The 22386-nt window shown below is 42.8% G+C and carries 15 protein-coding genes and 2 pseudogenes; 5 read left to right on the forward strand and 12 right to left on the reverse strand.

From position 1 onward, the window contains the following. Window positions 1–82: 82 nt before the first annotated feature. Window positions 83–1366 (reverse strand): sugar ABC transporter substrate-binding protein, encoded by a 1284-nt coding sequence (locus tag J2T20_RS15755; RefSeq protein WP_307589870.1) that lies wholly within the window; start codon window positions 1364–1366, stop codon window positions 83–85. 389 nt (window positions 1367–1755) lie between these two features. Between J2T20_RS15755 and J2T20_RS15760 the strand changes: the two genes are divergently transcribed. Further along, a complete protein-coding gene (locus J2T20_RS15760) occupies window positions 1756–3450 on the forward strand; it encodes a glycoside hydrolase family 13 protein (RefSeq protein ID WP_307589872.1) in 1695 nt (564 codons plus the stop codon). A 97-nt stretch (window positions 3451–3547) separates the two neighbouring features. Beyond that, complete coding sequence (locus tag J2T20_RS15765) at window positions 3548–3928, forward strand: nucleoside deaminase (RefSeq protein ID WP_444939702.1); 381 nt, start codon at window positions 3548–3550, stop codon at window positions 3926–3928. Between the two features lie 102 nt (window positions 3929–4030). Here the strand turns inward: J2T20_RS15765 and J2T20_RS15770 are convergent. From J2T20_RS15770 to sigK (J2T20_RS15810), 8 genes and pseudogenes are all read right to left on the reverse strand, one after another. Then, window positions 4031–4255, reverse strand: a pseudogene (locus tag J2T20_RS15770) (sigma-70 family RNA polymerase sigma factor); the annotation flags it as partial. 275 nt (window positions 4256–4530) lie between these two features. Beyond that, window positions 4531–6948: a glycoside hydrolase family 31 protein gene (locus tag J2T20_RS15775; RefSeq protein ID WP_307589874.1), complete on the reverse strand. Its 2418-nt coding sequence runs from the start codon at window positions 6946–6948 to the stop codon at window positions 4531–4533. Between the two features lie 86 nt (window positions 6949–7034). Next, the gene (locus J2T20_RS15780) at window positions 7035–8783 is read right to left on the reverse strand and encodes an alpha-glycosidase (protein ID WP_307589876.1); all 1749 of its coding nucleotides are present in this window, start codon (window positions 8781–8783) and stop codon (window positions 7035–7037) included. A gap of 54 nt (window positions 8784–8837) precedes the next feature. After that, window positions 8838–9680 (reverse strand): sugar ABC transporter permease, encoded by an 843-nt coding sequence (locus J2T20_RS15785; RefSeq protein WP_307589877.1) that lies wholly within the window; start codon window positions 9678–9680, stop codon window positions 8838–8840. Then, window positions 9677–10987: a carbohydrate ABC transporter permease gene (locus J2T20_RS15790; protein ID WP_307589879.1), complete on the reverse strand. Its 1311-nt coding sequence runs from the start codon at window positions 10985–10987 to the stop codon at window positions 9677–9679. Before J2T20_RS15790 ends, J2T20_RS15785 begins: the two co-directional genes overlap by 4 nt. An 89-nt stretch (window positions 10988–11076) precedes the next feature. Next, a complete protein-coding gene (locus J2T20_RS15795) occupies window positions 11077–12381 on the reverse strand; it encodes a sugar ABC transporter substrate-binding protein (RefSeq protein ID WP_307589880.1) in 1305 nt (434 codons plus the stop codon). Between the two features lie 173 nt (window positions 12382–12554). Next, a complete protein-coding gene (locus J2T20_RS15800) occupies window positions 12555–13580 on the reverse strand; it encodes a LacI family DNA-binding transcriptional regulator (RefSeq protein ID WP_307589881.1) in 1026 nt (341 codons plus the stop codon). 610 nt (window positions 13581–14190) lie between these two features. Continuing rightward, complete coding sequence (gene sigK / locus J2T20_RS15810; protein WP_307589883.1) at window positions 14191–14721, reverse strand: RNA polymerase sporulation sigma factor SigK; 531 nt, start codon at window positions 14719–14721, stop codon at window positions 14191–14193. Between the two features lie 1086 nt (window positions 14722–15807). On the opposite strand from sigK (J2T20_RS15810), the gene J2T20_RS15815 reads away from it, so the two are divergent. The 3 genes from J2T20_RS15815 to J2T20_RS15825 are packed head-to-tail and all read left to right on the forward strand — an operon-like array spanning window position 15808 to window position 17507. Continuing rightward, complete coding sequence (locus J2T20_RS15815) at window positions 15808–16431, forward strand: matrixin family metalloprotease (RefSeq protein ID WP_307589884.1); 624 nt, start codon at window positions 15808–15810, stop codon at window positions 16429–16431. A gap of 20 nt (window positions 16432–16451) precedes the next feature. Beyond that, entirely contained in the window at window positions 16452–17120 is a 669-nt protein-coding gene (locus J2T20_RS15820) for a hypothetical protein (RefSeq protein ID WP_307589885.1), read from the forward strand. A gap of 39 nt (window positions 17121–17159) precedes the next feature. After that, window positions 17160–17507, forward strand: coding sequence for a NisI/SpaI family lantibiotic immunity lipoprotein (locus J2T20_RS15825; RefSeq protein ID WP_307589886.1), 348 nt, complete (start codon window positions 17160–17162; stop codon window positions 17505–17507). 856 nt (window positions 17508–18363) lie between these two features. Here J2T20_RS15825 and J2T20_RS15830 read toward each other — a convergent pair. From J2T20_RS15830 to J2T20_RS15840, 3 genes and pseudogenes are all read right to left on the reverse strand, one after another. Beyond that, window positions 18364–18722, reverse strand: a pseudogene (locus J2T20_RS15830) (sigma factor); the annotation flags it as partial. Between the two features lie 346 nt (window positions 18723–19068). Then, entirely contained in the window at window positions 19069–19617 is a 549-nt protein-coding gene (gene sigK / locus J2T20_RS15835) for an RNA polymerase sporulation sigma factor SigK (protein WP_307589985.1), read from the reverse strand. A gap of 1032 nt (window positions 19618–20649) precedes the next feature. Further along, the gene (locus tag J2T20_RS15840) at window positions 20650–22362 is read right to left on the reverse strand and encodes a KAP family P-loop NTPase fold protein (protein ID WP_307589887.1); all 1713 of its coding nucleotides are present in this window, start codon (window positions 22360–22362) and stop codon (window positions 20650–20652) included. Between the last annotated feature and the right edge of the window lie 24 nt (window positions 22363–22386).

Genomic DNA, 22386 nt, shown 5'->3' on the forward strand with positions numbered 1-22386 from the left:
CTTAGTCTCTGAAATAGACCGCCGGCAATTGACTGCCGGGCGATCGTCCCTTTTTACCAATCATTCTATTTTGTTTCAATGCTTAATGATCCGCTTCAATGTTCGATTTCATGTCAGCCACCGCTTTATCCAATGTTTTTTTGATATCGGAGCCTTTCCAGATCTGCTCAAGCACTGGCGGCATGCTTTGAAAGAAAAATTCAACCTCCTGAATGCTGGGTATCATTTGCGCATCTTTTACATGTTTGCTGAATGCCTGAATGAATTCGTCTTCTTTGAGCTTCTCGTCGTTCTCGATCCCTTGATAAGCGGGAAGTACGCCTCTTATCTCGTAGTTCTTCAACTGCATTTCTTTGGTAGTCGCGAAATGGGCAAACAGTTTTGCCGCGTTTGGATATTTCGAGTATGAACTGACAAAATAAGCCGGAACGCTTGCATAAGGAACCGGATCGATGCCACCCGGCATTTTTGGAAGCTGGATGACGCCGACCTCAAACGGCAATTTTTTATATTTCGCTGCATTCCAGATGCCGTCAATGATCATTGCCGCCTTGCCCTGTTCCCATAGCGATACCTTAATATCTTCCGTGAGATCCGTAATTTCCACTGGGAAAATCTCTTTAAGCGAACGGAAAAACTCCATTCCTTTGACCGCTCCCTCGTTATTCAGGCCAATGTCATTTTTGTCCGTTCCATTCTTCCCGAATATGTAGGCACCGTAACCAGCCATAAACGAGTAATTGTACAACATACTGTTCGGTTCGTACAAAAATCCGTATTTATTATTGGGAATGTCGTTAAATTGTTTCGCGAAAGCTTTAACGTCATCCCACGTTTCCAGTTTAGTGTTCTTCACCAATTCTTTATTAACGTAAATCATATAGGACTCTATATTTCGGGGATACCCGTATAAAATGCCGTCAATCGTCGCAGCATCGACGGCCGATTTGACTGTAATTTCTTTGGTCTCTTCCTCGAAATAATCATTCGGAAGAACAAGGCCGGATTTGACGGCCGGCCCCAGCTGATCTGCACCGGCAACAACCACGTCAGCCCCCGTTCCGGCCGGACCGTCCGTACCCAGCCGACCGAGCGTCTCCCAAAACTTCACATCCTCAACCGTTACCTTTACGCCATATTTTTTCTCAAATTCCAGGGCAAGAAGGTCCGTATAAGAATCTTTCATATCCCAGTAGACAAGCTCAGCGCCCGGCTCCGGCTTCAGTTCATCCAAAGACGCACTTGTCGTTTCGGCCGGTTGTTCCGCCTCATTGTATTGTTTATTACTTTTTGGCGCGCTTCCACATGCGGACAAAGCAAGAATCGTGGCAACAATCAGTGAGAGAAGTACCATTTTCTTTTTCATACATTTAAGCTCCTTTGTTATCAGATGGTTTCTTTCTTGCACAGCGTCTACTCGCGATTCGGATTGTTATCCGGTCACTCTTCCATTTCGTATGACCGATTTCGCAACACCACCCTTCTAATATGAGTCCATTATGAAAATACTATTCACAGTTTTGTGATTCATTTTTACATTCAACGTCATCTTTATTCACAATATAATCTCATTCCTTAAAAGTTGTCAATAAATAAACGGTATTTTTTCGTTATTTTCATTGATTCCAGCCATTTTCTACTAAAAATTAAAAACTAATGTTATATTTATTGACAAGGAAAACAGAAGTTTCGTATGATTGGAATCGTAATATGAAATATTTTCATGTAAAAATGTAAAGAATGAGAGGGCATATTATGGAGCAATTATGGTGGCAAACAGCGGTCGTCTATCACATTTATCCGCGAAGCTTTCGGGACAGCGACGGAGACGGGTTCGGAGATCTCAAAGGAATTATCGAAAAACTTGATTATTTGCAGTTCCTGGGCGTCGATGTGATCTGGCTTGGGCCGGTTTACGAATCGCCCAATGACGACAATGGCTATGATATAAGTGATTACTATCAAATCATGGAAGAATTCGGGACAATGGAAGATTGGGAGCTGCTGCGGAATGAAATCCACCTCCGCGGGATGAAAATCATGATGGATATCGTTCTCAATCACACGTCGGACGAACATGCATGGTTTGTTCAATCCAAGCAGCCCGGCGACAATCCGTACCGTGACTATTATTATTGGCGCGATAGCAACGAAGGATTGGAACCCAACAACTGGGAATCGTTTTTTGGAGGGCCGGCCTGGGAGTATGATGATGACGCCAAAGCCTTCTATCTTCACCTTTTTTCCAGGAAACAGCCCGATTTGAACTGGGCAAACCCTTCCGTACGGCAAGAGATGTATGACATGATGCGTTTCTGGTTGGACAAGGGAGTTGACGGTTTGCGTCTCGATGCGGTCAATCTTCTTTCGAAACCGGACGGTCTGCCAAATTCCGAGTTGACTTCAATAGACAAGAAATATGCTCCCTGCGGACATTTAGTAGCAAACGGGCACGAGATTCACGGAATTTTCCACGAAATGAACCGTGAAGTATTTTCTCGTTATCCTATATTTACGGTTGCCGAGATGGCCGGCGTGTCGGCCGAGGAAGGATTGTTATACACGGATCCTATACGCCAAGAGTTGGACAGTATCATATGTTTCGAACACATGGATGTCGACAACGGACCGAATGGCCGCTGGGAAACGGTTCCGTTCCAGTTAACAACCTTTAAACGCATTTTGTCCAACTGGCAGAGAACTCTTCATGGAAGCGGCTGGTTCGGACTGTATTTAAATAATCACGATCAGCCCCGTGTTGTTTCCCGTTGGGGCAACGATACGGAATATCGGGAGGAAAGCGCAAAAATGTTCGCTACCTGCATTCAAATGATGCAAGGTACCCCTTACATTTATCAAGGTGAAGAAATTGGCATGACCAATGTCCAATTCGACGATATCAGCAAATACCGCGATGTAGAAACGCTAAATTACTATCGGATCGAGACGGAGGAAAGAGGAAGGAATTCTGCCGATGTCATGCGGGATATTTACTTGAAAAGCCGTGACAACGCCCGGACACTCATGCAATGGGATGAAAGTCCGAATGCCGGGTTTGGGATCGGGACCCCCTGGATCGAAGTCAATCCTAACTTCAATGACGTTAACGTTAAGAGCGCATTGAACAATCCAAATTCAATTCTTCATTACTACCGGAAGCTGATTCACTTGCGGAAGCGGTATGAAGTCATCGTATACGGCGATTATGTTTTATTGCTTGAAGAACATCCGGATGTCTTCGCCTATAAACGCACGCTACGAGACGAGACATTGATCGTCGTTACCAATTTTTCCGAACAGGAACAAATCGTCGAAATCAAAGAGCCTGTCTTGCAACAAGAGCTGTTAGTAACTAATTATCCCGATAACGGGGAGAATATGGATCGGATGCAATTGCGCCCTTTCGAAGCGAGAGTTTATCTTTGTAAACAAAAGGAGACTTTCAAATGACAATAGAACACAATCGGGAAGATCTGATGAAACAAGCAATCAAGAGGCTTATGAAAATTTCATTTCTGCACATGGCGGCCCATTTGGAGCGATTGTTGTGAAAGATGGAGGAATTATTGGGAGGGGCCGTAATGAAGTTACCTCATCGAATGATCCGACAGCCCATGCCGAAGTACAAGCTATTCGTGAAGCATGTTTGCATTTAGGACATTTCCAACTAAAAGGCTGCGAGATCTATACGAGCTGCGAGCCCTGTCCTATGTGTATTGGGGCTATTTATTGGTCCCGTCCAGATGCGGTTTACTACGCCTGCACGCAAGCAGAGGCAGCTTCGATCGGCTTTGACGATCAATTCATTTATGAACAAATCGCTTTGCCCATGCCGGCGCGTTCCATTCCCATGAAGCGAATTGATCTGCCAGATTACAAGCTTCCATTCGCAACATGGAAAACCTCAATGAATAAAACAGAGTATTAAGTTAGGGCCCGAAAATTGTTATGTGGCATAAGGTCATCAGAAATAGAGGTTGCTGAGTAAGGCAACCTCTTTAAATAACAACCAATATTAATGTAAGAATTCTTATTTCTTCACCTTATAAAACTCATGATACAGCTTCATCAACGCCCGCTTCTCAATCCGTGACACATAACTCCGGCTTATCCCCAGCTCCTTCGCAATTTCCGGCTGCGTCCGCTCCTCACCGCCTGTATCCAATCCAAACCGTCCAACTACTACTTCCTTCTCCCGGTCGTCTAGAATATCTAGATTGCGGTATATTTTGCTCTTCTCAATATTAAGATCTACTGTGAGCAGCAGCCTGACAGCACTGAAATTCTCGGATCTGTTAATCGAGGTATCCCGGGAATATGTGATTCATGTGCTTCAATAACACGCTGGCAATAATACGAAATCAGTTGTGAAGGTGCATGCGCTGCTGGATTATATTCACGGAAATTATGCCAATAAATAACGAGCGCCGATATTGAGTGGAAAAAAAATACCGTCAGGATGTCCCGACGGTTCCTAAATGTTCCTATTCAGTACACTTTCTTATAATCCCGGTCCTCTATAATCAATGGTTACTTATTTATTTTCACTCTAAGCCGAACATTATCCTTCGGCTGCGGGAATGTCAAGGTCAGAACACCTGCATCCGTCTCAACTGTTCCTCCATCCGGCAACCCTTCAATCTGCGAATGCTCTGTAATCTGCAAATTTTTGAAATGTACAGTCCATTGCATCCATTTGCCGGTATAACCGAGATGAGCCGGGTCAATAGAGAATTCTGCAGCTTCGGAACTCTCCAGAAGATGCAGCTTGAACAGATTGTATTTACCCTTCTCATAAGCATAGGATTCCCCGTCATCATCGTAAAGCTCAAAAATATTGTTCGCGCTTCCCGTACAATAAACATCAAGCCGGAGATTGCCGTTGCCTTCCATTAATGTGGAGCTAACCGGCTCGGCCTGCGGAAGAATCGCCCCGCCTTTGACATAGAGAGGCATGATATTCAGTGGGGCCTGGGCAACAATGCTGTCTCTGCCTTCCACTCTTTCCCCCGTCCAATAGTCATACCATGTGCCCTCCGGGAGATAAACTGCGCGGAAGGTGGTACCCGGCCGGTATACGGGCGCCGCCAGCAGGTGGCTGCCCAGCAGAAACTGGTCGCAAAGATTATACACCACAGAATCGGAAGGATATTCAAGAATCAACGGACGAATAACAGGCATCCCCGTTTCTGCAGCTTCTTTAAAAAGGGAGTACATCAGCGGCATCAGCCGATAGCGCAGTTTGATATAATCGCGGCAGATATTCTCGATCTCCGGCCCAAAGGACCACGGCTCCTGTCTTAAGCTGGACTGCTCGCTGTGATTGCGGAAAAATGGAAACAACGCGCCCATTTGAATCCAGCGGGCCAGCAGTTCACCACTTGCATGAAAGGCAAACCCTCCAACATCGGGACCGGCAAACGCAACACCGGAGAGACCAAGATTAAGTACCATCGGCATCGACATTGCCATATGTTCCCAGTAGCTGCGGTTGTCGCCGGTCCAGACCGCTGCATACCGCTGGATGCCGGCATACCCGGCCCGCGTCAGCACGAATGGGCGCCGTCCGTCCAGGTTTCTTTGCAAACCTTCTGCGGTTGCCTTGCACATAAGCAGACCATACAAATTGTGGACGGCTCCGTGAGATACCGGACGTCCGTTGTTATTGTGAACCGTCTCCACATCCATCGTCATCGTCGGGCCAAAGACGGCGGGTTCGTTCATGTCGTTCCAGATGCCTTCAATACCCGCTTCCATATAAAAGCGGTGCAAATCTCCCCACCATTCCCGGGTTTCATCGTCCGTAAAATCAGGAAAGACGCTGGGACCCGGCCATACCGGTCCCACGAAGGGCTCACCGTCCTTCATCAGGCACAAGCGCCCACCTTCAACTCCCTCATTGTATATCTTATAATGGGTATCTTCTTTGACTCCGGGATCAACAATCGGTACGATCCGAATGCCGAGCTCCCGCAGTTCCCGGGTCATCGCCAACGGATCGGGAAATCGGACGGGATCAAAGGTAAAGACCCGGTACTCGTTCATATGGTGAATATCCAGATGGATCGCATCGCAGGGAATATCTTTCTCGCGAAAGGTATTCGCCAATTGCAGCACTTCATCCTGGGACAAATAGCTGTAGCGGGATTGATGGTAGCCCAGCGCCCATTGCGGTGGAAGCTGCATTCGCCCGGTCAGCAAGGTGTACCGTTTAAGCACATCTTTGATTTGCGGACCGGCAATAAAATAAACATCAAAAGAACCTGTCTCTGTCTGCATCGAGTAAATATCCTTTTGGCTGCGCATATCAAAGAATGTTCTGCCGGGATTATCCAGAAAAATGCCGTAGGCCATATGCGGTTCATGAACAATTAGAAAAGGGATCGACTGGTACAACGCCTCAGTCTCCGGTACATGTGGAGAAAATACGTCTGAATTCCACATCTCATAACGTTCTCCCCGCTTGTCCAGAAAGCCCGTTTTTTCTCCAAGTCCGTAATAATGGGCCTCCGGGGAAACAGTGAATGTCCCGGTCACAGCTCTTTTTTCATCCCATGCCAGCAAGTTGTTATCTGCAACCTTATTTCCTGCCTTGTCTATAAAACGTAGACTGCAATCGGCTTTAGACATATCAAGGATTACATGTTTGGTTTCCCACAGGTAGGTTTCTTTCGTCTCCTGGATCTCCGGCAAATGATGTTCAGCCTCTTTTACAACAGCAATCGTACCTGTCATATCCAAGTTCCCCGTAGTGAGCAGTTCCGGAAACAGCTTAATGCGGATTATTCCTTCGCTCATTTTATGCAACGCGAGAATACCGTGCTCACCTTTCACGATCAGCAGGTTCCCCTCCTGCGATAACCCGGTTATTCTCCCCATCCCAAGAAGCTCTTGCGCAGGCTGGAGATTTTCGATCTTATCGGGACTTATGGCTTCACTGTTCAACATTTGCAGCTTCCTCCCTTTGATGAAGCCAAGCAACTTTTCTTGGCCTCACCAACCCAAAAATATTCTGTATTCTATCTATGGTCCTGTTATTGATGTTTATACAAAATCCTGAATTCATACGGCATTAACACACCTAGATGTTCACCAGTATGCCAAGTTTCCATTGCGCCATCGTTTATGGCATCGTACCATTCGCCGGTGGGGAACGGAAGTTCAGCCGTAAGTGGAGCCGGGGATGCGTTCATAACCACAACCAAGAGATCTTCACCTAATCGGCGCTCATACGCTAATAGAGAAGAACCTTTCTCGGCCCACAAGGTCCGGAACGATCCTGAAGTCAGCGCCGGATGCGCTTTGCGGAGCTGGATGAGCTTTTGGTAAAAAGCGAACAGTTCCCGGTCTTGCTTCTCCGATTCCCAGATCATGCACCTGCGATTGTCAGGATCAAATTGACCCGTGAGTCCCACTTCGTTCCCGTAATAAATGCTCGGCGCCCCGGCAAAAGTAAACTGGAGCGCAGTGGCCAGCTTCATCTTCCGCTTGTCATCACCGCATAATGTCAACAAACGTACCGTATCATGTGTATCCAAATGAACGAAGCAGCTCTCATTCACCTGCTGCGGATACCGGGCCAAATACCCGCCGATTTTTGCCGCGAAATCATACGCATCATAATGCTCAAAGACGATAAAATCGAGGATCGCATGGGCCACCGGGTAGTTCATCACACCGTCGAATTGATCCCCTTGCAGCCATTTCATCCCGTCATGCCAGACTTCCCCCAGAATATAGGCGTCCGATTTCAACTCTTTTACCGCCTTGCGGAATTCCCGCCAAAAGGCATGATCCGCTTCGTTCGCCACATCGAGCCGCCAACCGTCTACATCCGTCTCTTCAATCCAATAGCGTCCCACGTTGATAAAATAATCCCTAACTTCGGGATGGGCCGTATTTAATTTGGGCATGGTTTGTTCGAACGCAAACGTCTTATAGGAAGGAACGCCGTCGGTCACCTGAAGCGGCCACTCATTAATGTGAAACCAGTCGTAATACTCCGAGTCCTTCCCTTTTTCCACCACATCCTGAAAATAAGGAAACGTAACCCCGCAGTGATTGAACACACCGTCCAAAATAACGCGAATACCCCGCTCATGGCAGGCCTGGACCAAAGATTTCAGCGTCTCCGTAGACCCAAAATGAGGATCGATCTGCAAATAATTCCGTGTATCGTATTTATGGTTCGACGGCGCGTCAAATAGAGGGTTAAAATAAATCACCGTAATGCCCAGCTCCGTCAAATAATCCAGATGATCGATAACCCCTTGCAAATCTCCGCCAAAAAAATTGTAATACTCCGGCCTGCCGCCCCATGCCTGTGTCTCTTGCGGATCGTTACTCCGATCTCCGTTTGCGAAACGTTCGGGAAATATCTGATAAAAGATGGCGTCCTTTACCCAAACAGGCGGCTTATGCACATCAACCGGGTGCAAATAGGGAAATTCGAACAGTCCCAGATGCTCCTTAGGCGATGCAGAATGGAACCCTTTTTCGGTATACCAGATTTGATCGTGGCCTTTTGTCAGAAGAAAACCGTAAGCAAGCCTGCCATAAGGAGGGCGTACCGCTGCCTGCCAGTAGTCATACAACTCGTCGCTCGCCAGAATCTCCATACTCTCTGTTGCCATGTCACCCCAGGGCTTGCATTTATCTCCGTACAGGACTTCCACCTTTGTGGCGTCCTCTTTTTTAGTGCGGATACGCAAATGAACCGTTTGATCATCGTAACCATAAGTCCAGCCATCACCCGGCCGGTGGTAAATCGCTTCGAGCAGCATAATCTGTCATCCAACTCCTTTAATGTTTAAATTGTTCATTCTCCCAGGTACGGCTCAGCCCTTCTCGGACCCCGCCATCAACCCTTCAACCAAATACCGCTGCAGTAAAATGAACAGTAGTGTCAATGGAACCGCAACCAGCACACAGCCGGCGGCGAACAGCGTAAATTCCGTGGCGAACTTTCCCTGCACAATTTTGAACAGTCCGACCGCCAGTGTCTGCTTCTCGGGCGTACTTAACACCATGTTGGCAAAAATAAAATCGACAAAACCTCCGCTGAATGAAGTGAGCGCAATGTAGACAAGCATCGGCTTGGACAGCGGCAGCATAATTCGCCGGAATACCGTGAAATGCCCGGCTCCGTCAATCCGTGCCGCATCGACCAGACTCTGCGGAACCGTGTCAAAATAGCTTTTCACATATAAATAGCCCATCGGGGCTCCGGCCGAATACACCAGAATCAGGGATAGATGTGTATTGAGAAGCTGCAGTTGCATCAGCAAAATATAAACAGCAATCATACTCATAAATCCGGGGAACATCCCGATGATGAGCATTCCGAGCATCAGATTCTTACGGCCTTTGAACCGGAAACGGGAAAAGACATACCCGGTGATCGTAACCAGAAAAGTGCTGAATATCATCGTAAAGAAAGACACTTTGAATGTGTTGATAAACCACTGCGCATACGGATAGGTATTGAACAAATCCCTGTAATGCTGCAGCGTGAACGTGGATGGAATCAAATGTTCGCTGTATAAGGCATTGCCTGGTCTGAAGGAGGACATCACGACCCAGAGCGCAGGATAAATACATACGATGCCGATTACAATCAGCCCCGCATAACAGAAGAGGTTGCCCAAACTCCATTTCAGCTTCGCGTCCGATCTTGTCATCTGTTCAAATCCTCCTCCTTAAATGCCTTCGTTCTCCGGATGTTGGCGATCGCAAAGGATGAAACAATGATGAAGATGAAAATGCCAATGATGGAAGCAAAATTATACTTGCCGCTGTCCATCGTCAGTTTGTACAACCAGGTGATCAGAATATCGGTGCTGCCCGCGGATTGATAGGCCGGATTTGCCGGATTACCATTCGTCAGCAGGTAGATCAGATTAAAATTGTTGATATTGCCGGCAAAGGACATTACCAGCAGCGGGCCAAATGAGAACATCACCGTCGGAAGCGTGATGGCATTGAATTGCTGAAACGGACTGGCCCCGTCAATTTCGGCGGCTTCGTATAAATCCCTCGATATCGTGGATAAAATCCCGATAATCATCAGCATCGTAATCGGAAACCCAATCCAGATGTTAACGACGATTACCGTGAACTTGGCCCAGAACGGATCTGTCAACCAAGGCAGGCCTCCCAGACCGAAATAACCGAGATATTGGTTGATCGGGCCGAACTCACCGTTAAACATGTTTCTCATAATAAGCAGTGAAATGAACTGTGGTATCGCATACGGGATAATAAACAGGGTGCGCCAAAAGCCTTTAAAGCGAATTCCTTTTTTCTGAACCATCAGAGCCACGATAAATCCACCCGCAAATGTTGTCAACGTTGCGCAGATCGTCCAAATCAGCGTCCAGAGCGCTACTCCGAAAAACGTCTGATTCCAGGCCTTAATCGTAAAGATATTTTTGAAGCCTTCCATTCCAGTCCAACTCACCAGTTTGGCCGGCGGTAGAAAATTCGGAGCCGAATAATTCGTAAAGGCCAGCAAAACCATGAACAGAATCGGCATCAGTGTAAAGAAGACAACGAGCAGAATGGGGATAAAAATAACCATTTGCGGGAATTTTGCCCCTTTAAGATACTGTAAGGTCTCCGCAAAATGCGGCGCCCGTTCTCCCTGCTCCCGCTTCCTGCCTATCAAGTAGGCGTCACGCACATTGGCAATATAAATGAATGCCAGGATGACCATAGCCAAAATGACGATCATGCCCTCGATTAATAAAAAAATGGAATGGTCGCCACGGACATTGACGTATACTTTTCCTATTTTTTTCAGGTGGTCTGCTTTTTCCCCAAGCGTAGTCAAACCCCAGACAGCCTTAGGTAAAGAAAAAGCCAGGCTGATTCCGGCAATGTGCAAAAGGAATAACAACACTCCCTTTACAAATTGTCGGTTGTATATCTGTCCAAGCCCCATACCGAGCAGCGATAGAATCATCGCCCGCTTTCGATGCTGGATCATTGTTATTCATCTCCCATTAGCAAAAAAGTGGCGACGTCATCCTATGCCGAAGATTTGGATGACGTCAGTTCATCAGGCGAAACCGCAGCTTATTGGTGTAAGGTTTGTATGCCTTCCTTAATGCTTTTTACCGCATTGTCCAATGTTGTCTGCGGGTCTTCCCCTTTCCAAATCAACTCCAGCGCGTTGGCCATTGGAGCCCATACTTGCTGCATTTCAAAGATCGACGGCATCGCAATGGAATGCTCGAATTGCCGGATCGCTCCGCTGACCATCGCGTTGTCTTTGATCACGGCCTCGTTTTCCATGCCTTTGCGAGCGGGAATGAAGCCGGACACTTCAAAATTCTTCAGCAATGCTTCCTTGGTTGTCACATATCTGGCAAACAATTTTGCCGCATTCGGATATTTGGAATATGCGCTGACATAATAGGCTTTTACACCAGCGAAGGTATTCGGCACCTCACCGCTCGGGAACTTTGGCAACGGTACCATTCCGACTTCAAATGGGAGCTCGGAGAAATTGCCGATATTCCACACTCCATCCAGATTGATGGCCAGTTTCCCTTCCTGAAACAAAGCAGTTTTCACATCCCCTGTAGCATCAGCCGCTTCCATAGGCAAAATTTCGCGCATGGACTGAAAGTATTTCATGGCTTCAACCGCTCCCGCACTGTTCAGTCCGATTTCTTCCGGGTTGGTATTGTTGTCGCCAAAAACATAACCCTTATAACCCGAGAAGAAGGGATAAGCAAAATATAAATTATTCAACTGCATCATAAATCCGTATTTCTTGGTTCCCACATCGTTAAATGTCTTGGAGAAACGGATAATGTCATCCCAGCTATTCAAGTCCGACTCCTTGACCAGTTCCTTGTTGTAGAACAAAGCATAGGTCTCCATATTGCGCGGATAGCCGTAAAGAATGCCGTCTTTCGTTACGGCATTAACTGCCGTCTCCTGAAATTCCGCTTTGGTCTCCTCTTCAAAGAAATCATTTGGAAGGACAAAACCGCCGGCTATCGCTTCACTCAGATTGTCATGAGGGAGCACCAGCAGATCTGCTGCGAGCCCTGCGGGGCCGTCGATCTTCATCTTGGTCATCTGCTCTGGTGCTCCTTGTTCCTGAACCTCGACCGGAATGTTGTACTTCTCGGAGAATTGTTTGGCGATTTCAGTTAAGAAAGGCAGCCCGTCTTTACCGTCCCAGACCAGCAGTTTGGCGCCGGGCTCGGGTGTCAACTCGTCGGCATTTGTCGTATTCTCGTTAGTTGGACTGGTTTGTTCCGTACGCTGAGGCGTATTGTTCTCTGTCGCTTGGTTGTTTGAACATGCCACCGTTCCGAACAACATCATAAAGGCAAGCAAAAGGAGATTGATTTTCCCTAATTTCATTACATGAACCACCCTTCGATTATTTAATAAAACGCTTTCAGTGAAACATTTAATCAAAAAATTAAATCTGCATTCACTTATTTCAACGGTATAACTCTAAACACCATCTCCTTTCATTTGTCATTTTTGATTAATCGTTTAATCTAATGATAAAAAAATATAGCAAGAGAACACTATACTTTTTTACTATAAGGAATCGTGCTTTGCCGCACAGTAAGACTAACCGGAATGGTCACGTTTCTGGTCGAGGAGACCGTTCCATTAATTTGGTCGAGCAACATGTTAACAGCTGTCTGGCCTTTGCTCAACACGTCCTGCCGGATGGTCGTCAACGAAGGAATCATAAACTGGGTATAAAATATATCATCGAAGCCGATAACGGATAGATCCGTAGGCACCGACAGACCAATATCATGCAGCCCTCTGATTAATCCCATAGCAGAAACATCGGAGAAAGCGAATACAGCACTGATCCTGCTTTTGCTGCTTCCAATCTTTTGGGCCGCCTGATATCCGCCCTGTATAGAGGAGAACTCCTCAATCACCAGTTCCGGATCGCTTGAAATGCCGCATTCTTGTAACGCCCTTAAATAACCTTGGTAGCGGAAATAGTTGACTCCGCCTTCCTCCAGCTTCCCGGTCAGGGCTGCAATTGTCTTATGCCCCAATCCTATCAAATGCTTCGTCCCGAGATATCCTCCCGCTTCGTCATCCAAATTGACCTGGTACAGGTCAGGACTAGACAAATAGCTGTCCAGAAATACACATGGCACACCCATTTCCATCACTTTTTGCAAGGCGGAAGAGTGGCCAAAGGTACCCACAACAATCAGGCCGTCAAGATCCCGCTGCTTCACAAACGAGAAATCCTCATCCTCATTCGTGCCCAGCAATATGACCTGAACTTCATGATTCCTCGCTCCGTTCTCCACACCACGCACAAGTTCCCAATAAAATGGATTGTCCTGCAGTATTCCTTTCTCCAGAAACGGAACCACAACGGCAATCAGATGTGAATTTTTATTTTTCAAATTACGGGCCGAGGCGCTGGGAACAAACTGCTGTTCCTGAATAATCTTGTTTACCTTGTTGATCGTGTTTGCAGATACCCTGCCGGTTTGATTGATGACATTGGACACTGTCGCTACGGATACGTTTGCAATTCGGGCAATATCCTTAATTGAAACTTTGTTATTCATAAAGGCTCCTCAATTTGATTAAACGTTACATCACTGTAAATTAATTTAATCACCTATAGATTATTTTGTCAATGGATTTTTTGAAATGACCCGTTATTTCCCCGCATCCCAAAATATAGGAGCAAATGTATCCAACAGTTGCAGATCACGGTATATCGTCCTTACATCTACATCGCACTTAAAAGCCAAATTTGTTGCGGATATACCAGGATTGGATCAAATTAATGATATTATATACGTGAAATTTTCTCGGCTATGATTATTCTCCTCACTATGATAATGATCGTTCTATTACTAGGTTTCTACACTATAATTTCAATGAAATCCAATTACTTCCTTCTAAACTATGTATGGATGGTCTTTTGTTGCTTTTCCTTTCTTTGGTCTGTCATCATGTTTCTTTTTACACAGTATACCTAATCAATGCTTCTACGGTTTGTCAGGGAACGTATGTTTGTTGATAAAAACAAAGAAAAAAACCGATCCATCCGAGCTATGACCACAGGGAGGAATCAGGTTATTTAAGGTTCAACTGATTTTGAATAGGTATGACCCATATTTACTCTATGAAAACCTTTGGTGTTGTGGGCTTCTAAAGTAATTCGGCTTTCTACCGCTTTGCCTTATAAAACTCATGATACAGCTTCATGAGCGCTCTTTTCTCTATCCTTGATACATAACTCCGGCTTATCCCAAGCTCCTTCGCGATTTCCCGTTGCGTCCGCTCTTCCCCGCCTGTATCTAAACCAAACCGTCCAACAACTACTTCCTTCTCTCGGTCATCCAGAATATCTAGATTACGATATATTTTACTCTTCTCAATATTAAGATCTACTGTGAGCAGCAGATCATCGGCTCCTGATCCCAAAATATCTATCAACGTTATTTCGTTGCCTTCCTTGTCCGTTCCAATGGGATCGTGCAGTGACACGTCCTTTCGGGTCTTTTTGAGTGAACGGAGATGCATAAGAATTTCATTCTCGATACAACGGGCAGCAAAAGTGGCCAGCTTTGTTCCCTTGTTGGGGCGGTAGCTTTCGATGGCCTTGATGAGTCCAATCGTTCCGATTGAGATTAGGTCCTCCATAACCTCGCCGGTGTTATCGAATTTTTTGAGGTTGTGGACACGATACGATGTCATTTTCTCGTCTGATTAACAACTGTTAGTAAATAATAAATGTTCGTTATATCTGTAGAAACCCTGTACGAACCACCTGAAGCAAAGCCTGATCTTTTCTTTGTTATACATAAGGCCACGAAGACATGGCCTATCTCATGCAAAATAGAGATATTGGGACAACAAGCAATAAGGTCGAATATTTGTTGTGAAGCGGCAGTGGTCACAAAGAGCCTAAATCTCCGTTTACTCAGAGACCGCCCTTATGACTCATGAGGTGGGGGGGCAAGATTGATCAGGTCAAACGGGAAAAGGGTGACAACTGGACGATTAAACAGATGGTCATTTTTCAGAATCAGCTAAAGCATCGATTAGAGCATTTGGTTAATAGGATAAGGAAAAAAACTTGCTCTACTTCGAGCAGCTTGGCGTTGATATGCTATTCGTCAATGAAGCGCATGCCTACAAAAACTATTTTACTTTTACCAAAATGCGCAATGTCGCCGGCATAGGTAAAACAAGTAGTCAGCGTGCCGTGGTTATGCTCCTAAAATGCCAATACATTTAGGAGATGAATTAAGGTAGAGGCGTGGTCTTTGCAACGGGAACACCGATAAGCAATAGCATGTCTGAGATGTAAATGATGCAGCGTTATTTACAGTAATGGCAGTGAAGAGGCTTGGATTGGCTTTTTTCGATTATTTGGCAGCAACTTTTGGGGGAAATCATCTCCTCACTTGAAATAACGCTTGAAGGCAGTAGGTATTGGATGAAGTCCCGATTTGCCAAATTTCATAATCTTCCAGAACAACCAAAAAAGGAATACTCTCCCATGAGTGCTACCCATATAGGGTGCGATATTTTTCCAGTTCATTAATACTTGTTCTTTTACAACTTTTTTGAAGTATTCTAGTAAAATTGGATATTTATAGTCCTATTTACACTGTAATCAGTAGCATAAATATGTAAAAATATAACTATGTTCAAAAATATATTTTTTGGGAGGTGTTTAATATTTCATATGATCTTTTAGTCTGATAGATATCCAGAACGAAAAAGTAGATTACAAACAAAATGAATAAATCTAAAAAAAGAATTGGAGGCGGAATTATGTTGTTGAAAAAAATAAGAAAACCGCTATTTTCTCTCTTGATACTTTCCAGCTTTGCTATTGGAGCAAGTTCAACATATGCTTACAAAATTTGGTATAGTGGCGGATACAGACCCTATCCAGTGTCTGGCAGCCCAATTGTAGTCCATCCTTACAGTACGTTCGACACTGAAAGTATAACTGCTATGAACAATGGAGCGGCGCAATGGAACAGTGCAGGTGCGGGTACACTTTTAAATATAGGCAGCACTACAACGAATACTTCCTATCCCAATGACAACGATTTGAATCAAGTCACAAAGGGTGCAAGAGGAACAGATCAATATCTAATGCAGACACATGTGACTTCATCCGGTTATGAGTGGGTTGGTGCTTGGTATGTAAATGCCATATATGAAGCAGATATTGATGTTAATATCTCACACCCATGGTCAAATGCAGTATCAGGGAATTCAAATTATTATGATGTAGGGAATTCTTTTACTCATGAACTAGGTCATCTTCTTGGCTTAGATCACTCAGGCGTTTCCGGAGCAACCATGTGGTCAGGTTCTAGTCCAGGAACTATTTATAAGAGAGATATTGCGCAAGATGATATAGATGGAATTAAGGACTTATACTAAAACTAGGGAGGGGTTAAATTATGAAAAAGATGTTAGTTGCAACTGTATTTTCATTTTTGTTAGGTGTTGCATTATTCAGTTTCATACCTCAACAAATAAAAATTGAAGCTTCCGGTGATATTCCTATATTAAGCAAAAGAGACCTAATTAATAATGCATCAGTCGTTATTAGAGGTACAGTTGATAAGATATTACCCAGTTCTTGGAGTAATCCAGATTTTGCAAAAGGACTCGAGGTACGTAATACTATTCAAACTGATGTATTAATCAAAGTAAATGAAGTTTATAAAAATAAACCCTATGATAATTCTGTTGTAACTGTTAGGATTGAAGCGGGTAAAGTAGGTAATACAACCTTAACTTCTGAAGGATACCCTACCTTCCAGCCTGGAGAAGAAGTTGTATTATTTTTATCAGAAGATGATGGAGATTTAGCCAATCCTAATGAGAACTATTATGTTTTAACCGGAATGTTACAAGGTAAATTTTCGCTAAATGAAAAAACTTCAACAGATAAAACATTTGTGAATAAAAGTGATAATGATCTTCTCAACGGAAAGGATTCTTTTAAACTTTCAACAATAGGAGAAGAAATTAATTCTACGTTAAAAGATCTTAAATTAAAACCCATACAAAAACTTACAAAAGAAGAGATTCGTATTCAAAATGAAAAAGTATTTGGAAAGTAGTGGATAACAATATCTTGAAATAAGGAAGTGTTATTGCCAATGAAACATTTATTTGGAATAATAATATTTCTAATCGTAATAATATCGGGTTGTTCAAATGAAGAAGCAACAGAAAATCCTTTACTGCCTTATCCACAAGTTGTAGTGTGGGATAAAAAAGCATATGTTGTGACAAATGAAATTGTAGCCCAGGTAGATATTGGGCAAAAATTAGGTGAGGTTAAACGTTACATTGATCCAAACAAATCACTACCTGAAAAAAATGAAGACTCAACTATTGCTCCAGTTGGAAGTAAACTATATGAAATTAAGAACAGTGATCTAAAGCAAGAATTTGCAGTTGAAATAAATGGACAGCTTCGAAAAGCTATATATAATGCACCGTAACCTTAAAATGTCTAGCATAATGGTTCTATAAACTAAACAAAAGTTTAACAAGCAATTATACACGGGAGTTTGTACACATGATTTCAAGATAACAGACTCCCTGTTGTATTTATCCCCCTACCCCCTTAATCGTTTATTTCGTTACGTATGACCAACCCTCTATGTCTTGCCTCACTTTATGTACATTGGTGTTGTAAACCTCTTGGATTCACATCTCTTTGCCTACTAGAAATACACACTTATTTGAAAAGCGTTATCATCGCTTATAGGATCAAATAAACTTCTACAAATAGTTCGTTATACAACGTGATGCAAAGGTAAACCACTTTGTTGATTTATTGGGACGATAGTACCAAAATCGTTTGAATGTCTATCATCATGGCATTGCATTCTCTTATGAAATGAAATAACAGACCACACTCCAGTCCACATTGAACGAGGAGCATATTTTCACGGTGTCACCTAATTTGACTAAATGCACTATTGTGAATCAAGGCCTTCTCTGATCTCGAGATAAAGGGAAACATCTATAAAAAATGAAAAAGAATGGATAGAATACATATCAAAATAATTTAGGAACGCTTTCAAAAACTTGTCCGACGCTGCCTTCGCCTTCTCATACTGAGACTATCGCCCCTTTCTCTTTATTATTACTCATAAATATATAGCAGTTGAATATGGAGATCATATACTTACTTGTATGTCATCATAGTGCTCCTCTAGTAGCGATTTTGTGATTTCCTTAAACCCCATATCTCAGAACTACCTCTTATAAACAAAAGCAACCTATCCGTAGACAAGTCGCTTTCTATACACAGAATTGTTAATAGCAATACTTTTTAACCTTATTATGGACTCACCGCTTCACCTTATAAAACTCATGATACAGCTTCATCAGCGCCATTATCTCAATCCGTGACACGTCACTCCGGCTTTCTCCCGACCATCCAGTATGTCGAGATTGCGGTAGATCTTGCTCTTCTCGATTTTGAGATCGACTTCTTTGATGACATCATCGGTCTCAGAGCTTATCGATAAGGGTGATTTCATTAAGTGCATTAGAATTTCATTCTCTATACAACGGGCGGCAAAAGTGGCTAACTTTGTCCCCTTGTTGGGACGGTAGCTCTCGACGGCCTTGATGAGTCCAAACATTCCGATGGAGATTAAATCCTCCATATCCTCACCTGTATTGTTGAATTTTTTGAGGTTATGGACCGAGTATGATGTAATGTAAATACACCCTCGCAGCAAACTTTCGACATACAAACGAAAGCAACCACTTTTCAGGGCGGTCCTTGTAATCGGACTTCATTCCTCTAGAATCTCACCATTGCCGTCAGCCCTTATTCATTTCACGTGCCTTTTCAGCATCCTAAATCCGTAAGTTCTATCCCTTACTCTCTCTCCCGTCTTAGATCCGTGTAGATGCGCGAATCGAGCCGCCGCAACCCTCTGTCAGATACTTATTTTATAAACAAAAAGCAACTCATCCGCAGACAAGTCGCTTTCTAAATCCCTATTTTGTTAACGGATACTACTTCGTATTATCATGCTAACCCTACCGCTTCACCTTATAAAACTCATGATACAGCTTCATGAGCGCCCTTTTCTCAATCCTTGAAACATAACTCCGACTAATCCCCAATTCCTTCGCGATCTCCCGCTGCGTCCGCTCTTCCCCGCCTGTATCCAACCCGAACCGACCAACCACAACTTCCTTCTCCCGATCATCCAGAATATCTAGATTGCGGTATATCTTACTCTTCTCAATATTAAGATCTACTGTGAGCAGCAGATCGTCCGCTCCTGATCCCAAAATATCTATCAACGTAATTTCGTTACCCTCTTTATCCGTTCCAATGGGATCGTGCAGCGACACGTCTTTCCGGGTCTTTTTGAGTGAACGAAGATGCATCAGAATTTCATTCTCGATACAACGGGCAGCAAAAGTGGCCAGCTTCGTCCCTTTGTTCGGGCGGTAGCTCTCAATGGCCTTGATGAGTCCGATCGTTCCTATGGAGATTAGGTCCTCCATATCCTCGCCTGTGTTGTCGAATTTTTTGAGGTTATGGACGCGATGCGATGTCACGATTACACAGTTGGATATCTAACGACTCAAAAATGATTATCGTAACCGTGCTTACTTACGTTGACCATGAATTCTTCTTGATTCCCACTCCGCTATCTTTCCAAACAATATAACTTGAGGGTTTTCCTGTTCCACTGAGTGCCATCAACTCTAAAGTGTCACTCTCGCTTTCATCCCTGGCCACAACGGAATTACTTCCATGCTTTCTTTTGCCTCCCGGTTGATGCCGTAAATATAGGTAAGCATCATTGACTCTCAGATTCCAATGATAAACATAGCCACTGTGACGAATAGCAGGCTTAATATCAAACTAATCTCAATATGACAGTGCGAGCTGATTGTAAAAGTTCACTCACACTCCATGATATTCAAATGAGACTTTATCGACAAAAAGTTGAACATTGTTTATACATTCCCCTCACAGCAAAACTTTTGAATGATTTTCCGCTTGTATTAGGAATGAGAGAAACTGTGGCTGGCCTTTCACACATGACCTTCCATGTCAGTTACGTCTTGACAATATAGTGGTCAGTTGCGATGTCTTAGTCACGATATCCATCAGGGCAGCTATTCAAGAAGTTGCGTCTGATTTGAAAAAACCCACAAAAAAACGAAGATAACAAAAACAAGCCAATCATGGTGGTATCTGACCATAATCGACCTGTTCTTTGTATAGACAAAACGTTATTTAGGGTATAAAGTTCAAGCATTAACATGCGTACAAGCGACTTCAAGAAATCTTTATACGGGTATTACATAGGTTAGTGGGGGGAACCCTGTCTGGGATTTTGGTTACTTCCCTTCGTGAGTTTTTGCAGTGGGTTAGATTCCTCCTTGGTGGTTTTGCAATCCCGAGGATACCCCACTTTTTTGTGCCTTGGCTAGGTCAAATTCTTTGTACACAACTTATTTCACGTCATCTTTCAAATTAATAGTGACTAGAATTAATAATAAGACATGGGCAAAATCCACCTCATACAAAAAACCAACTTGAATCAACAAAAATTAATAAAACGAGATTTGCTTTCATTGTCGAATTTTCAAAACTACTCACTCACGAATAAAGCTACTTTCAATAACATTATCTGCAATGAGAATAACTTCAATCCTGATATCTAAATATTTCATTAAATAATGAATTGTTTTTTCTCCTCTGTCTTCCTCATCTCGCGCAGGTATTAAAGATGGATATACATCATTAAAAAATTTGAATTTATGTTCTTCATAATTTTCCCCTGATTTTAATTTAGTTATAAAGTATCTTGTTCCTAATGGATTAAAATAGTCTACTAAAAACCATTTAATGAAATCAACAGAAGTTAAATTGTATGGGAAACGCTCAGCAACCAATCTTTCTTTTGATAAAATCAATAAATTGATTATTTTTTTCAGTTCTCTTGGCGTTATCTCTTTATCTTTAGCAATATCGCCGATCATAGATACAACAGTGTTCTTTTCCTCTTCCTTAAAAAATTCATTTTGAGGGTTTAATAATTCATTCAGAAAATTCATATAAGAACGCTCAACTGGGAGGTGAAAAGCGGTAGTTACATACTTTTGCAGATATTTGTAGCCGAAATCCAATTTTTCCTTTTTAGTTGTATTATCCTGAAAATAAAAATCATTATTCTTAGCTAAAGCTAACGCTACTATTTCTTCATTCATCGAAATAACATGAATAAGTGAATTGAAAGATAAAAATAATTGAAGCGCTGAGAAGAATTCCACAATTGTTTTCTCCGAACACCTATCCAACTCATCGACAAACATAACAATTTTTTCATTATCTTTAATCCAGACTTTTAAAAGATCATCTAAAGATTCCTTTACTTCTTCTCGTGTCCCTAACTTAGCTTTATAATTAGGAATAAGTACATGCTGAATCATTTTGGCAGAGACAGGTTTAAATAAAATTTGAATTTTTTTGAAAAATGGTATAATAACTTGAAAAATGGCGGTTATTGATACGACTATCGTTAGCAAGTTTATAAAGATATTGCTATTTTTTATTATATTTAGAATCGTACTATATTGATTCAATTGATTAAAGTAAATGTAAAATAGAATGGCGTTTAGTATGATTAAAATTAAACTAGTAACATACGGTACTTTGTTTTTTCTAAAAGAAGGAATTAACCTTCTGAATGAATATGCAACTCTACCTTTGAAGCCCATGTCAGCATCGTATTTAAGATAAAGCTCTTTAAGAATAGCATACCAAATCATATTCTGATCTTCATATTCTGTTGGATTAAAGCGAATAAGATGCGTCTTATTATATTTTTTATATACTTCCTCCCTTTTGTCATCAATTTCTTGATTTATAATGACCAATTGCTTTTCAACTAGACGTAAAAACGTAGATTTCCCTGCACCCCAAGGTCCATAAACACCAATAGTTAAAGGGGGATTTGTCTCTTTGTTGGCAATAAATCGGCTAATCGTTTCAGCTTGTGGTGTTCGTGATAATAAATCAATTTCACTTTCAATATCAGTAATCATAAAGCCATTATTTCTAGGGAATCCATCGAAAATGTTCTTCTTTTCTTCATTCTCTTGCTCAATTTCAATTCGCCTTATTTCTTTTTCATGTTTATCTATTTTATTTTGGAGATCATTTATTTTATAGTCTGGATCAAGATGTTCATCATAATCAATTTCATGAGAGTTTCCATGTTGTTCGTAATACTCATTACTAAGCTGTGTTTTTAACTCTTCTAATTCATCAGAGAGTATTCTCCTACGTTCTTTTCTGTCATCCATTTTTCAAATCACCTTTGTTATTGT

This window comes from Paenibacillus wynnii (assembly GCF_030812855.1).
In the GTDB taxonomy this organism is placed as follows: Bacteria; Bacillota; Bacilli; order Paenibacillales; family Paenibacillaceae; genus Paenibacillus_AQ; species Paenibacillus_AQ wynnii_A.

Bases quoted from the DNA above. Each gene is read 5' to 3' on its own strand.
- J2T20_RS15815 (WP_307589884.1), top strand. From the start codon at position 15,808: ATGTTGTTGAAAAAAATAAGAAAACCGCTATTTTCTCTCTTGATACTT.
- J2T20_RS15800 (WP_307589881.1), bottom strand. From the start codon at position 13,580: ATGAATAACAAAGTTTCAATTAAGGATATTGCCCGAATTGCAAACGTA.
- J2T20_RS15790 (WP_307589879.1), bottom strand. From the start codon at position 10,987: ATGATCCAGCATCGAAAGCGGGCGATGATTCTATCGCTGCTCGGTATG.
- J2T20_RS15785 (WP_307589877.1), bottom strand. From the start codon at position 9,680: ATGACAAGATCGGACGCGAAGCTGAAATGGAGTTTGGGCAACCTCTTC.
- J2T20_RS15820 (WP_307589885.1), top strand. From the start codon at position 16,452: ATGAAAAAGATGTTAGTTGCAACTGTATTTTCATTTTTGTTAGGTGTT.
- J2T20_RS15775 (WP_307589874.1), bottom strand. From the start codon at position 6,948: ATGTTGAACAGTGAAGCCATAAGTCCCGATAAGATCGAAAATCTCCAG.
- J2T20_RS15760 (WP_307589872.1), top strand. From the start codon at position 1,756: ATGGAGCAATTATGGTGGCAAACAGCGGTCGTCTATCACATTTATCCG.
- J2T20_RS15780 (WP_307589876.1), bottom strand. From the start codon at position 8,783: ATGCTGCTCGAAGCGATTTACCACCGGCCGGGTGATGGCTGGACTTAT.
- sigK (WP_307589883.1), bottom strand. From the start codon at position 14,721: ATGACATCGTATCGTGTCCACAACCTCAAAAAATTCGATAACACCGGC.
- J2T20_RS15840 (WP_307589887.1), bottom strand. From the start codon at position 22,362: ATGGATGACAGAAAAGAACGTAGGAGAATACTCTCTGATGAATTAGAA.
- J2T20_RS15755 (WP_307589870.1), bottom strand. From the start codon at position 1,366: ATGAAAAAGAAAATGGTACTTCTCTCACTGATTGTTGCCACGATTCTT.
- J2T20_RS15825 (WP_307589886.1), top strand. From the start codon at position 17,160: ATGAAACATTTATTTGGAATAATAATATTTCTAATCGTAATAATATCG.
- J2T20_RS15795 (WP_307589880.1), bottom strand. From the start codon at position 12,381: ATGAAATTAGGGAAAATCAATCTCCTTTTGCTTGCCTTTATGATGTTG.